Below are 12,813 nucleotides of genomic sequence, written 5' to 3' on the forward strand. Positions count from 1 at the left end.
GCGTATACCTGAGCTGTGAAGCAATCAGCCAACGGGTGCCGACAAAAGCACCGTCTTTGCAATTTGGCTGTGATCGGGGGAATACGTTTCCTTGCCTGATCATGCAGCTCCTGCGATTCCAGTCGCCCAAAACACCAAGTGCCAAGCCGCCAGGGAATTGCAGTGTTGAGATTTTTGAAAGCGTTTGGCCCCGCCGTCGCCCGAACGAAACCCAGCGAAGCCCTGCGGGCAGGTGCGGGAGCGTTTCTCGGACTCGCGCTCTGCGGACTGTTTGCCTTAACGCCAGCCATCAATCTGAATTTAGGCCTCTACCTCATCGCTCCATTCGGTGCGAGTTCGGTGTTGCTCTTCGCGGTGCCCAACAGCCCTTTGGCACAACCCTGGTCAGCGATATGCGGCAATACAATCGCCGCGTTGGTTGGCGTCGCAGTCTGTCTCCTGGTAGATGAACCGGTCTTGCGTATTGCACTCTCGGTCGGACTGGCGATCATGGCGATGATCCTCTGCCGCGCCGTCCACCCACCCGCAGGCGCCGTCGCGATGACGGCGGCAATGAACCCGGACACCATTGCCGAACTGGGATTCCGCTTCGCCCTCACCCCGGTTGCCAGCGGCACGACGCTCCTTGTTCTGATTGCCATTCTATACGCACGTATGACCGGCCGGCGTTATCCGTTTCGCCAATTCGACGAGCCAAACCGGCACGGGACGGCAGACCGCCCTCCATTCGAACGTCTTGGCCTGACGAGCGAGGAGCTGACAGATATCCTCAGGCGATACCGTCAATCGTTCAACCTGGGTGTCGAGGACCTCGCGCGACTGATCGGGGCAGCCGAGATGCAGGCCGCGTCTCATCGGGTGACGCCTGTCGTTGCCGCAGACCTGATGTCGCGCGACCTCGTGACTGTAAATCCACAGGCATCCCTTGCCGAAATCACAGCATTGTTCGAGCGGCACAGATTCACCTCGCTGCCCGTCGAAACCACCGATCGCAGGTTCGTCGGCATCATCTTCCAGATTCACTTGCTTATCCAGGACCGGGGTGCCGATGCACCGATCTTTAGCAGACGGCGGCGGCGCCTTAAGGCCCAGGACATTATGGAAACGACCAGCCCGCGGGCAGCCCCGTCGACCCCCTTGGCTGCACTGGTCCATCTGATGGCCGAGAGCGAAGTCGATGCGGTACCGGTGATCGAGGACGAGCGGATTGTCGGGGTGGTGACCCGAACAGACCTGATTGCCACGCTCGCACGCAGCAGCCTGTCATAACGCGTCGTCTCCGTTGTTATTGCTCAGAGATGCCCCGGCCAGGTGCGGTCTCGAAAGCACCTCATTCGGCAGGAGATAGTCCTTCCGGTATTTCTGACATGGGGACAACTCACCCGTTTCGCAAAAGGCTGGAGATATAATCAGAGCATATGCAGTTTCAGGATAAGCTTTCATCCCGTTGGCTTCGAAAAGAGCGATAGGCCATAGGCACCTTGCCAAACCACCTTCTCCTGCGGGACAAGAGCAATCATGATCGCGAAAGCAGGTTGATGCAGCAAAGACCAGACATTCCCAGCGAGCCCCCATGGCTCGGCGTATCGAGCTCCCAGCGTTCAGCGCTCGTTCCCCCGCGATCCGTCGCCCGCTGGCTGCTGGTTCTGATCGTCGTTGCCGGCATCTACTTCTTTCACGATTTTCTCGTTCCCGTTCTGGCCGCCGTCGTCATCGGCTTTGCAAGCTGGCCGGCTTACCGGGCCCTGCTCAACCAGCTCGGCGGCAATCGCGCCACGGCCGCAACCGTGGCAATCCTGCTCATTCTTCTGTTCCTGATCGTGCCGCTATTCTTCGCGGTCACTTACACGATCGATGAAATCGGCCAATGGTTCAGCTGGGCCGTGGAAACCAACTCCACCGGCGCTCCCACTCCCAGCTGGCTGGCAAACCTGCCGGCCGTCGGGGAATGGCTGGACAGTCAGTGGACGACCTATATCGGCCACCCCGGCGCAATAGGAGAACTGGTCCAGATCGTCAGCGGCGCCAATATCGGCAATATCTACCGCGCAATCCTGGCCACCGGCTCAAGCGCCTTCGACATCATCCTCACACTGCTTTTCATGATGATCGTTCTCTTTTTCGTCTACCGGGATGGGGAAGCCTTCGCCCGGCAGGTGGATGTACTTGGAGAGCGCATCCTTCCAACCCGGTGGGAACGTTTTTCCCGCGTGGTCCCCGCCACCATAAAGTCCACCGTGGTCGGCACCACTTTGATCGCTATCGGCGAAGGCATTGTGCTCGGTTCAGCCTACTGGATTGCCGGCGTCCCCTCCCATGTCACCCTGGGCGTTCTTACAGGCGTGATGGCGCTTGTACCCGGCGGCGCTCCGCTTTCCATGACACTCGTATCCACCTATCTCGTGGCAAGCGGCTCGCCTGCCGCCGGCATAGCGCTGTTTGCCTGGGGCGCGCTCGAGCTCTTTATCGTGGACAAGGCAATCCGGCCGCGGCTTGTGGGGGGGCCGATAAGCCTTCCCTTCCTGCCCACGTTTTTCGGCCTGATTGGCGGCGTGAAAACCATGGGGTTCGTGGGCCTGTTCATAGGCCCCGTGCTGATGGCCCTTTTTGTCGCGATCTGGCGTGAATGGGTCCGGGAAGCGGAGCAGGACGAAATCCGCTCAAGGCAAGGCGAATAGTTTTACCGCTCCCGCAACATTCAGGCCGAGCCGGAAGTCTCAGCCCTGTTGCGCCCCAGCTTCTTGGCCGCATAAAGCGCTCCATCCGCCTCAAGCAGCATGGCATCGAGATCCGCGTTGGTACTGCCTGCTGCCGCGAGCCCCACGCTGATTGTGATATCGAGCGCACCGTCCGGATAAGCCGGCACCGGTTCGTCCGCGATGGCCCGGCGAATGCGCTCCGCAACGGCAAGCGCCTCCGAACGTGTGCAGTGAGGCAGGAGAATGGCGAATTCTTCACCGCCGATACGGCCGATGACATCGGTGGGCCGCAGAAACGCTGCCGCACGCTCCGCCACGATACTGATCACCGCATCGCCGGCCGCATGACCATGGCTGTCGTTGATCGACTTGAAATGATCGATGTCGAGCATTAGAAGCGCCACCGGCTTTTCTTCCCTGCGCACCGCCTTCAACCGCATTTCCGCCTCGCTGCGAAATGCTCTTCGGTTGAACAGGCCCGAAAGTGGATCATGAGCCGCAAGATGACGCAGCCGCTCCAGAAGTTCCGCCTGACGGCTCATGACGCTCGCAAGCATGATGGGCGCGAGCGCGATAAGGCTGACGCCCAGACGGATTGAAATCAATGCCTGCTCGTTGGAGGCATCCACCGTATTGGGTAGATAGCCGGCCGAAAGCGCGAGCAGCGTCCAGAAACTGAAAGCAAGTGTCAGCAAAGCCGTCACGAAGCGCGGATAGACAAGCGCGCCCCACAATAGCGCCGGCACAGGAAGAGCAAGCGCCCCCGCCCCGCCAATCGCAACGGCGATTGCACAGGCGAGGATCAACGCCAGCACCGGCGCAGCATAATGGAGAATTTCAAACCGGTCAGGTCGACGCCAACGCGGCAAGGCTGATGCCGTCAGGATCACAGGCAAAATGGCCACGTAATTGGCGAACTCCGTCACGAACCAGAAGGTCAGCCCTCCAAGAGCTGTTCCGCCGAACAAGATCGGATTTGCAACAGCCCCCACCCCGCCTGCAAGAAGGGATCCCACAGCAACGGCAAGAACCAGCCCGAGTGTCGATTCCGGTGTGCGCAATTCAATCGCATCGCGGGAAAAACGGCTGATGACGAAGTATGTCCCCGCAATCCCGATCAGGTTTGCGCTCGCCAGAATAACGGCCTTGAAAACAGTGGCACCGGCAAGGAAATCGGCAGCAAGAAACGCCGCGCTGCCGGCAATCCATCCAATGGGACCAGCCGCACGTGGCATGCGCAGCATCAGGCCAAGCATCACGGCATTGGCCGGCCAGACGGTCGCCAGAAAATCAACGGGCCTCGTGTAGATGCCGAACAGGCACGAGGAGAACACGGCACAACCCAGAATGAGCGCGCAGGACAGGGTGCCGGCAACCGAAGCCGACTTGAAGACTGAAATACCGCGCGAACGCCCTGACAGGTTCAAAGAACCATCTCCCCAACTTGCAAACCTAGCATAACCGGCATGTTTAGCCGGGACGTTAACGGAACATCCCGGCAACGGCCGACCGCAGGCGCACATCGCTCATGGTTAATTTCGCGATGCAGATTTGATTAAAATCTGAGGCATATCCTTTGCGCATGATGAGCCCGTTGCAATTGTTGACCAGTCTCCTGCGCGCCGCCGCATTGCTGTCTCCAGCAGCGGTTGCCATACTGACCTTCGTCTATCTGGTGCACGACGCCGACAATCCCCGTAACGCAAGAAGCGTCGACTATACGAGCACCGCTTCGGTGGATTGACGACACACGGCCACCCCGGCTAGCAAGCCCCCTTCAGGAACAGGGCGGACAGCGTCGGCACAAAAGCGATGCCTTGCATCGAGGCCGGTTGAACAACGCCGTGTCGCATAACCGGGTGAATCTTATGAGCAAGCTTGAGAACGGCTGGGAAACATCGGCTGCGGCATGGATCTCGGACATGGGTGAAGCGGGAGATTTTTCGCGCAGGCACATACTTGATGCCCCAATGCTCGCCCGCATCCGCGAAAAAGGTTTTACGCGCGCACTCGATGTGGGAGCCGGCGAAGGTCGCTTTTGCCGAATGATGAGGTCCGAAGGACTGGAAGTGATCGGCGTCGAACCGACCCCGAGCTTACACGCCATGGCTCAAGCCCGCGATCCTTCCGGCACCTATGTCGATGCCATGGCCGAAAACTTGCCGTTCGAGGATGCCAGTTTCGATCTGGTGGTGAGCTACCTGACCCTCATCGACATAGATGGAATAAAAGAAGCAATTGGCGAAATGGCCCGGGTTCTCAGGCCTGGAGGATCGCTTCTCATTGCCAATCTCAACAGTTTCAACACCGCCGGCGGCTGGAAGACAGTACCGGATGGAACCCGGCGCTTCGAGATCGACAATTATCTTACCGAACGCGCCGAATGGGTAAGTTGGCGTGGAATATCCATTCGAAATTGGCACCGCCCCTTCCACACCTATATGCGCTTGCTTCTCGACACGGGTCTGCGCCTCGTTTTCTTCGATGAACCGGCCCCGTCCGGCGGCGATCCGGAGGTCGCGGCACGTTACAGACGCTCTCCCTATTTCCACATCATGGAATGGAAAAAGGCCTGAGCACGCGCCCTTATCGAGGCCTGTATTTATCCGCCTGGTTGCAATCTGCCACGCGGTTCTGTCGGAATAGGCCATTCGATTCGCCTGGGGGCCTTGATGAACCGCACTCTGTCCGCTTTCCTTCTGGTGGCTGTCCTCACTGGCTTGCTGGTCGCCCTCAGCTTCGGCCTGCAGATCAAGGGATATCCCTTCGGCAGTCTCGGCGTCTCGCGGCTCGACGGGCTGGCAAACGCCAAGACCTTCATTCCGCTTGCCGCGATCTATGCCCTTTCGGGCGCTCTGATCGTCATCCTGCCGCTTCGAACAGCCGGGATGATACATTCCGGAGCCGCCTCGCCGGTTTTTTCCACGGCGGTGGTGCTGCTTGCCACAATTTTCGGCGTGCAGGTCGCCCGCTTTGCGTTCGGCGTTCGCGATGCATTGTCGATACTTCTGGATTGGCAATTTCTGTTTGCAGCCGCGATTGTGGTTGTGCATCTGTCGCTCGACACATTGCGGCGCAATGCGCTTCTGCGCACGCTGTCTTTCATCGGATTTATCGCTGCAACGCTCGCCTGCCTCTACTGGACCTTCCGTCTGTAGAAAAGTTTCAGACAGGACGGATCGGCTGAATTCTCAGCGGCCGCAGGGGAAAAGCGTTGCCTGAATCATTGCGCGACCCGCACCAGACGTTTGTCGGATGAGAACAGACGCACCTGGTCTCGGCCGGCATCCTTCGCATCGTAGAGCGCCCGGTCGGCGCGGCGCAGGAGCTTGAACAACTCCTCCCCGCGATGGGTCGAAAAGGCAAGGCCGATACTGGCGGTGGTCGAGAAGTGATCCGGCAGCCCTTCGACACGCAGCTCCGAAACACGCTTGCGTAGCTCTTCTGCAAAGCACCGAGCTTTCCCTGGATCGACATTGGGAACGAACACGGCGAATTCCTCGCCGCCGATCCGCCCCGCGACCATTTCGGGCTCGATCATGGCACGTAGCATCCGCCCGAAAGCCGCGATCACACTGTCTCCGACCGCATGGCCGAAATTATCGTTGATCCGCTTGAAGTGGTCGATGTCGACAATCAGAAGAACCGCTGCCTCGCCCCGCTCGTTACACGATTGCAGCAACGCGCTTGCCTGATCCTCAAAGCCCCGCCTGTTGGCAAGGCCCGAAAGCACATCCGTACGTGCTTCTTTGGTCAGTTCCTCGATGAGATCCGTGGCGACCGCGACAAGTAGGATCAGCGCAATGGTGACCGAGATCAACGCCTGCGTGAATTGAACGGTCGCCCAGTAAAGCGACTGCTGGAAACCGGTATAGTCCGCATAGCTTTCATAGCCGCCCTGCAACCAAACAATGAGGATAGGGCGAAAGATGAAATTCGTAGCGGCCAGGAAGCTGACCCAGAACAGCACCTTGTCGATGAATTTCGGGTTGCGGATTTTGCGCAGTTTGAACACAGCCGATGCCGCGATGATGCCGAGCCCGATATTGATGGAATAGATCCGGTTCGTGAGGCTTGGATGAACCACCAGAAACCAGCAAAGGGCGGCAAAACTGGCGCCCGCGACAATCAACATTGGATAAAGCGGCGCCTTGATCCGGTACCGCCATAGAACCGAAGTCCACAGGAACAGCGCCGACACGATAAAGAAAAAATTCGATGGAATGCGTTGCAGCTCCATCGGCATGCCCGGCATGATGTCCTGAAACAGGAAGCCGAGCGCCATCGCCCCATAACCGGCAGCAGCAAGCGCCACATAGGCCTGATTGCGCTGGTTGAGCCAGAGGATGGCAAACGCCATCGCCAGGATGATACCAATCCCCGGATTTAACAGCGATATGAATAGCTGCCCGCTCAATGCGCCCACTCCCGAAAGTGAGCCGACCCTATGCCAGGAGCATAAAAGAAGGCATTAACGAAACAGATTCAAATTTTACAAGTAATCACCAATCCATGTCCCAAGATCTTTCCCGGAATAACAACCAATTGAAATCATAAGGAATATATTGACCAAAGGCCTGAAATTCGAAAACGTTCTGCAATGGAATTTTACTTTGCCGACCATATATCAGCCGCTTACTTGCCCCCAAAGCACTTGTATGGTCTGTTTCATCGCCTTTGCAGGAATCGAACGAATGGACATCCGGAGACGATGCTGAGGAATATCGCCGCTGCAATTTTCGGAGCCATGCTCCTTTCAACGCCCGCACAAGCCTTCAATACCGGCATGAAGGCTTCATTGATGAAGCTTGACCCTGTCACCCGGCTGGAACAGCGTTGCGACGTCGCCGTGATGGAGACAATTCGGCACGATCAGAACCGTTTCAATCCAGACCGCGTCGTGGCCTACACGTTCGAGGAACCAAACGTCGACGGCGATGAGATCAGCAGTCACGGTGCAGCGTTCCGAAGCAAGGGGCACTGGTATCGCCTCGCCTTTTCATGCAAGACGGCTCCGGATCACATCGAAGTGCTTGCACTCGAATACAAGGTCGGCGACGAAATCCCCCGCGACGACTGGAAACGCCTCAATCTTTGGAAGTAGCATTCGGCAAATCACCCAAAAATTTTTTACGCCGTGGGCCTGAGCGTAGCCTGATTCGAATGTTCCGGACATCGAAGACGGATGGTCAGATTTCGTAATCGCCGTCGAGGCAATGTCTGGAATGCTCCCGAGGCAAATATTGCACGCGGGGTAATACCGGAAAATTCCTTGCGCGCGCAAAGATATGGACAATGCGCTCCGCGCATTGTCCCAGCTTTCGCTCAAGGGGTTCTGCAATAGACTACCTGCGGCAGAAGCCTTCCGCGGATTTCATCTATCGGACAGCCAGCAGATCAAGAACCGAACCCTTGTGCCTCTGCCACCACTTCAAGACACATGCTGGTCAGATAGGAAAAGAGCTTATGCTCTTTGAAATCCTCAATCTCCCCCGCCAGCCGAGCTGCCTCGTGAAGATGAGTCATAATCAAATTATAGGAAGAAAAAGCAGCTTTCGCTTCAATTTCAAGAATTTCATTTTTAAGCATGAATCAGCCACCCCCGGTTCCATCAAAGCTTAAAACATATATGCTGGGATATGAGCCATATCCTAGCGCGAGCTGAATTCGATTTCATCCCCCCAAAATTTGGGGGGTTATCTGATAACACGATACGCTATAGCCTTACTCACTGCGTGTGGTAGCGTACGGCTGTTGAGTTTCTCACGAGCCGATTTCAGATAATACCGGACCGTATGTTCCGAGATTTCAAGAATCTCGGCAATATCGCCAGCATCCTTGCCACGTGCAACCCATTGCAGACATTCAATTTCGCGAGGCCCTAACCGCACGACTTCCTCAACGCCCGATTCCCTGATTGCATTCTCATGCAGTACCCAGGCAATCTCCAGCAGTTCCTTGGCAATAGTTGAAATGTAGCGTTTCCAGTCCTCAGGCGACATGAAGGTATTGAGCGAGATCAGCGAGCGACGCCCCAGCCGGTCGTGAATAGGAATCGAAAACCCCTCCGGCCCCACTCCTCGCTGCATGGCGTCGCGCATGATGAGGTTCCAAATTCTCGTCCGTTCGAGATCGGACCAGAAAAACGGACGCTCCGTCGTAAAGCCGTGAACCACCACCTGATCACCACCGATATAGCCGCGCGTCAGCTGATGTGCGATCCATTCGGCCGCGTAAGTCGTCCTGATATAAGGAATATCGAACAATCCGAGCGGCGCAGCAGCAAGTCGGACGGTAACATGCTTTATCTCGTACAAGCCGCGTAAAAGGTGAATGGCCTCTTCGTTCGAGGACGCCTCTTTGATGACCTTCAACTTTTCGGCGCTGCTCGTCTCACGCCAGCGGGCCACGTTAAGTAGGATGCGCTCCAGCAATTTAGTTCCCCTGCACGCCTTAGGGGCTCTAACAGAGCCAAAGACGCCACCACAGCCGGATTTGGCTATGGTAGGCGAATTTTGCAACAGCAATTTTTACTTGCAATTCCGCAGGAAATACGCCGGCAAAATCATTCGGGAATGGCCCCTCCCATTCCATCCGTCTGCCAAGTCCCTGTTTGCGGGATGCAGACAATGGGCCTCACACGCTGATGAGCCGCTGATTCTCAGCCAGTTCCGCCCTCAGCTGGGTGCTCGTCCCAGACCAGGAGACCCTCCCTTTTTCCATCACATAGTGCCGGTCGGCAAGATCAAGAAGATGCGAAAGGTTTTTGTCGATCAACAAAATGGCCTGACCTGCCGCCTTGAGCTGCCGGATCACCTGCCATATCTGCTCGCGAATAAGGGGGGCCAGGCCTTCGGTTGCCTCGTCCAGGATCAGGAGACGGGGATTGGTCATCAGCGCGCGCCCGATGGTCAGCATCTGTTGTTCGCCTCCCGAGAGCGAGAAGCTCGCCTGTGCCTGACGCTCATGCAAGCGGGGAAAAAGTGCGTAAATCCGCTCAAGCGTCCACGGATTTTCGACATTCCGGTGGTTTGCGGCGGTCGCCACAAGATTTTCCCGCACGCTCAGCGTGGGAAATATTTCGCGCCCCTCGGGCGCCAATCCGAGCCCCAGGCGCGCAATCCGGTGCGGCGGCAAGCCGTGGCAGCGCTGACCTGCGAATGAAATCGCACCGCGCGCCGGTGGTGTCAGTCCCATGATCGAACGCACGGTAGTGGTCTTTCCCATGCCGTTGCGTCCCATCAGCGTGACGACCTCCCCCTCGCCCACGGCAAGATCGACGCCGAAAAGCACCTGACTTCGACCGTAGAACGTTTCGAGCCCTCGCACTTCAAGAAGCATCCGCTTCCTCCCCCAGATAGGCTTCCCGGACGGCGGGGTTGTTGCGGATTTCGTCAGGCGAGCCGGTCGCGATGGCCTTGCCGTAGACGAGAACGGTAATCCGGTCGGCCAGGCTGAAAACAGCGTCCATGTCATGCTCCACGAGCAATGTGGTGACCTGTCCGCGCAAGCCGCGCAAAAGCTCCACCATGATGGCGCTTTCCTGTGGTCCCATCCCGGCCATGGGTTCATCGAGAAGAAGCAGGGACGGCTCCAGCGCAAGCGCCATGGCGCATTCCAATTGCCTTTGTTGACCATGAGCAAGGGCCGAAGCCAGCCTGTCATGCGCGCCTGAAAGCCCCACCCGTTCGATCAGTTTGAGAGCCGGCTCCTCGATATCCGCATCCCCCTTGGCCCGCCGCAAGATGCCCGCCCCGCCGGTCATGCGCATCTGCACAGCGGTAGCGACGTTCTCAAGCACCGTATAGTCGGGAAAAATCGATGTGATCTGGTAGGACCGCGCAATGCCGAGCCTCGCCCGCCGGGGCGCTGTCGCATACGTGATGTCGGCGCCTCGAAACAGGATTCGCCCCGCATCCGGTTTCATTTCTCCTGAGAGTTGCTTCATCAAGGTGGATTTACCGGCTCCGTTCGGGCCGATCAGCGCATGAATTTCACCGGTACGCACTTCGAGATCGAGACCGTCGGTGGCCTTCAAGGCGCCGAAGCGCTTTTCAAGCCCGTCGACGGCCAGGAGAAGATCAGCGCTCATTGCCTGGGCCTCCCGGCAAGAAGGCCGTAAAGACCCCGCCTGTTAAACAGCATGACGATGATCAGCAGCGGGCCGAAAACGATCCGCCAATGTTCCTTGAGGAGTTCCAGCCCGGCCGCATCGAATAGAACCGGCAGATACTCCTCCAGGAGAAGGAAAGCCACGGCGCCGAAGACAGGCCCCAAAAGCGTGCCGCTCCCGCCCAGAATGACCATGAAAAGAAGTTCGCCCGAGCGGGTCCAGTGCAACACGTCAGGGCTGACATAGCTCGCCTGGTTCGCCAGCAGCGCGCCCGCAAGCCCGGCCCCTGCCCCCGCGATGACGAAAATGGCAAGCTTGTAGCGGTAGACATTGCAGCCGAGCGTGATCATGCGCGCCTCGTTCTGGCGTATGGCGCCGAGCGCGCGACCGAACCGCGTTCCCACCAGATAACGGCAAAACAGAAGAAAAGCGAAAAGGACGGCCAGGCAGACATAGAAGAAGGTCCATTCGCTTGAAAGGTCGAGCGGCCCCAGCCTGTTCGGCCCAGCATACATGAAGAGCCCGTCATCCCCGCCATAGCGCTCCAGCGAAACGGTGATGAAGAACATCATCTGCGCAAAGGCGAGCGTGATCATGATGAAATAGATGCCGGAGGTGCGCAGGCAGAGCGCGCCGAGAACGAGCGCGACAAGCGCTGAAAAAAGAATGGCGAGCGGAATGCTCACCAGCCCTTCCACCGTGCCGGGAAGCCCGAAAATCGTGCTGCCCTCAACCGCATGAAAGGACAATATCCCCACGACATAGGCCCCTACGCCGAGATAGGCTGCATGGCCGAGGCTCACGAGCCCAGTATAGCCCACCAGGAGATTGAGGCTTACCGCAGCCAGCGCATAGATCAGAATACGGCTTGCACTCGGAACCAGATAGGCACTGCCTCCGGCTTCCGCCAGAAGCGGAAAGAAGAGCGCCAGAACGACGAGCGCGAGCGTTACGATGCGAAGAAAACCATCAGGCATGATCAGCGCCCTGCCACAACAGGAAAAAGCCCCTTCGGGCGGATGACAAGGATGAGCGCCATAACGATGTAGATGCCCATGGAAGAGAGGGCCGCCCCCATGCCCGCAGCCTCGGCGGGTGGCAGGAAAAGCCCCAGAAAGTCGCGCAGGAAGGCGCGGCCGAGCGTATCCACCAGCCCGACGAGAATGGCGCCTACAAGCGCGCCGCGCACGGAGCCGATACCGCCGATCACCACCACCACGAATGCGAGGATGAGGATCGATTCCCCCATGCCCACTTGCACGGAAACAAGCGGGCCCGCGAAAGCGCCGGCAAGGCCAGCCAGAACCGCACCGGCAGCAAACAGGAGCGTGTAGAGCCGATCGATATCCACCCCCAGCGCCGAAACCATTTCGCGGTTTGTCGACCCGGCGCGGATCAGCATGCCGATGCGGGTTTTCGAGATGAGGAACCAGAGCCCCACGGCACCGGCAAGGCCCGCCAGGATCACGCCCAGCCTATAAACCGGATAAGGCGCACCCGGCACGATTTCCACCGAACCGGAAAGCGATTGCGGAAGATCCATGAAAAGCGGAGTACGCCCCCAGATCATCGTCACCGCCTCGTTAACGAACAGGATCAGGCCGAATGTCACCAGAACCTGATCGAGATGATCCCTACGATAAAGCCGGCGCATCAAGATGACTTCCATCAATGCGCCGGCAAGGGCGGCAGCCAGCCCCGCCGCAAGAAAGCCCAGCCAATAGGAGCCCGAGGCCATGGAAACGGTGGCGCAGGTATAGGCGCCGATCATGTAGAGCGAGCCATGCGCCAGATTGATCACGCCCATGATGCCGAAGATCAGCGTTAGCCCGGCTGAAACCAGGAACAGGAACACGCCGAGCTGCAGCCCGTTCAAAATCTGTTCGATGAAAAGCAGCATGATGCGACTATTTTTCCCTGCCTGGGAACGGGACGGCTTGTGCAGCGCCATCCCGCCCGTGAGCATCCTGCCTTCCTGCAGAATTAGCTGATGTCTGAAAG

The 12,813-nt window shown here is 58.1% G+C and carries 14 protein-coding genes; 6 read left to right on the forward strand and 8 right to left on the reverse strand.

Annotated features, from left to right (window positions below; genetic code table 11):
• Nucleotides 1–162 precede the first annotated feature (162 nt).
• On the forward strand, nt 163–1,269 hold the full coding sequence (locus NA8A_RS03290; RefSeq protein WP_143087918.1) for an HPP family protein: 1,107 nt from the start codon (nt 163–165) through the stop codon (nt 1,267–1,269).
• A gap of 269 nt (nt 1,270–1,538) precedes the next feature.
• Nucleotides 1,539–2,678, forward strand: a complete 1,140-nt coding sequence (locus NA8A_RS03295; RefSeq protein WP_051017950.1) for an AI-2E family transporter — start codon at nt 1,539–1,541, stop codon at nt 2,676–2,678.
• A 20-nt stretch (nt 2,679–2,698) separates the two neighbouring features.
• On the opposite strand, the gene NA8A_RS03300 is transcribed toward NA8A_RS03295, so the two are convergent.
• Nucleotides 2,699–4,126, reverse strand: a complete 1,428-nt coding sequence (locus tag NA8A_RS03300) for a GGDEF domain-containing protein (RefSeq protein ID WP_009755934.1) — start codon at nt 4,124–4,126, stop codon at nt 2,699–2,701.
• A 173-nt stretch (nt 4,127–4,299) separates the two neighbouring features.
• On the opposite strand from NA8A_RS03300, the gene NA8A_RS25005 reads away from it, so the two are divergent.
• The 3 genes from NA8A_RS25005 (at nt 4,300) to NA8A_RS03310 (ending at nt 5,857) form a co-directional block, all read left to right on the forward strand.
• Complete coding sequence (locus tag NA8A_RS25005) at nt 4,300–4,443, forward strand: hypothetical protein (RefSeq protein ID WP_157174129.1); 144 nt, start codon at nt 4,300–4,302, stop codon at nt 4,441–4,443.
• A 124-nt stretch (nt 4,444–4,567) separates the two neighbouring features.
• Complete coding sequence (locus NA8A_RS03305; RefSeq protein ID WP_009755935.1) at nt 4,568–5,275, forward strand: class I SAM-dependent methyltransferase; 708 nt, start codon at nt 4,568–4,570, stop codon at nt 5,273–5,275.
• 96 nt (nt 5,276–5,371) lie between these two features.
• Nucleotides 5,372–5,857 carry a hypothetical protein gene (locus NA8A_RS03310; protein WP_009755936.1) on the forward strand — a complete coding sequence of 162 codons (486 nt, stop codon included), beginning with the start codon at nt 5,372–5,374 and terminating at the stop codon, nt 5,855–5,857.
• Between the two features lie 65 nt (nt 5,858–5,922).
• Here NA8A_RS03310 and NA8A_RS03315 read toward each other — a convergent pair whose 3' ends face one another.
• Entirely contained in the window at nt 5,923–7,116 is a 1,194-nt protein-coding gene (locus tag NA8A_RS03315; protein WP_051017945.1) for a GGDEF domain-containing protein, read from the reverse strand.
• 294 nt (nt 7,117–7,410) lie between these two features.
• Between NA8A_RS03315 and NA8A_RS03320 the strand changes: the two genes are divergently transcribed.
• Nucleotides 7,411–7,803, forward strand: coding sequence for a DUF930 domain-containing protein (locus NA8A_RS03320; RefSeq protein ID WP_009755938.1), 393 nt, complete (start codon nt 7,411–7,413; stop codon nt 7,801–7,803).
• Nucleotides 7,804–8,096: 293 nt separating this feature from the next.
• Here the strand turns inward: NA8A_RS03320 and NA8A_RS03325 are convergent, their stop codons facing one another.
• From NA8A_RS03325 to NA8A_RS03350, 6 genes are all read right to left on the reverse strand, one after another.
• A complete protein-coding gene (locus NA8A_RS03325) occupies nt 8,097–8,288 on the reverse strand; it encodes a hypothetical protein (protein WP_009755939.1) in 192 nt (63 codons plus the stop codon).
• A gap of 107 nt (nt 8,289–8,395) precedes the next feature.
• A complete protein-coding gene (locus NA8A_RS03330) occupies nt 8,396–9,133 on the reverse strand; it encodes a LuxR family transcriptional regulator (protein WP_009755940.1) in 738 nt (245 codons plus the stop codon).
• Between the two features lie 202 nt (nt 9,134–9,335).
• Nucleotides 9,336–10,040: an ABC transporter ATP-binding protein gene (locus NA8A_RS03335; protein ID WP_009755941.1), complete on the reverse strand. Its 705-nt coding sequence runs from the start codon at nt 10,038–10,040 to the stop codon at nt 9,336–9,338.
• Nucleotides 10,030–10,791, reverse strand: a complete 762-nt coding sequence (locus NA8A_RS03340; RefSeq protein ID WP_009755942.1) for an ABC transporter ATP-binding protein — start codon at nt 10,789–10,791, stop codon at nt 10,030–10,032. Before NA8A_RS03340 ends, NA8A_RS03335 begins: the two co-directional genes overlap by 11 nt.
• Nucleotides 10,788–11,789, reverse strand: coding sequence for a branched-chain amino acid ABC transporter permease (locus NA8A_RS03345; protein WP_009755943.1), 1,002 nt, complete (start codon nt 11,787–11,789; stop codon nt 10,788–10,790). The genes NA8A_RS03340 and NA8A_RS03345 overlap by 4 nt, the downstream gene beginning before the upstream one ends.
• A gap of 2 nt (nt 11,790–11,791) precedes the next feature.
• Nucleotides 11,792–12,712, reverse strand: a complete 921-nt coding sequence (locus NA8A_RS03350) for a branched-chain amino acid ABC transporter permease (protein ID WP_040671688.1) — start codon at nt 12,710–12,712, stop codon at nt 11,792–11,794.
• Nucleotides 12,713–12,813 lie beyond the last annotated feature (101 nt).

The organism is Nitratireductor indicus C115 (assembly GCF_000300515.1).
GTDB classification, from domain to species: Bacteria; Pseudomonadota; Alphaproteobacteria; order Rhizobiales; family Rhizobiaceae; genus Nitratireductor; species Nitratireductor indicus.

Coding starts and splice junctions, on each gene's coding strand:
- NA8A_RS03295 (WP_051017950.1), top strand. CDS start 1,539: ATGCAGCAAAGACCAGACATTCCCAGCGAGCCCCCATGGCTCGGCGTA.
- NA8A_RS03305 (WP_009755935.1), top strand. CDS start 4,568: ATGAGCAAGCTTGAGAACGGCTGGGAAACATCGGCTGCGGCATGGATC.
- NA8A_RS03310 (WP_009755936.1), top strand. CDS start 5,372: ATGAACCGCACTCTGTCCGCTTTCCTTCTGGTGGCTGTCCTCACTGGC.
- NA8A_RS03320 (WP_009755938.1), top strand. CDS start 7,411: ATGCTGAGGAATATCGCCGCTGCAATTTTCGGAGCCATGCTCCTTTCA.
- NA8A_RS03325 (WP_009755939.1), bottom strand. CDS start 8,288: ATGCTTAAAAATGAAATTCTTGAAATTGAAGCGAAAGCTGCTTTTTCT.
- NA8A_RS03335 (WP_009755941.1), bottom strand. CDS start 10,040: ATGCTTCTTGAAGTGCGAGGGCTCGAAACGTTCTACGGTCGAAGTCAG.
- NA8A_RS03340 (WP_009755942.1), bottom strand. CDS start 10,791: ATGAGCGCTGATCTTCTCCTGGCCGTCGACGGGCTTGAAAAGCGCTTC.
- NA8A_RS03345 (WP_009755943.1), bottom strand. CDS start 11,789: ATGCCTGATGGTTTTCTTCGCATCGTAACGCTCGCGCTCGTCGTTCTG.
- NA8A_RS03350 (WP_040671688.1), bottom strand. CDS start 12,712: ATGCTGCTTTTCATCGAACAGATTTTGAACGGGCTGCAGCTCGGCGTG.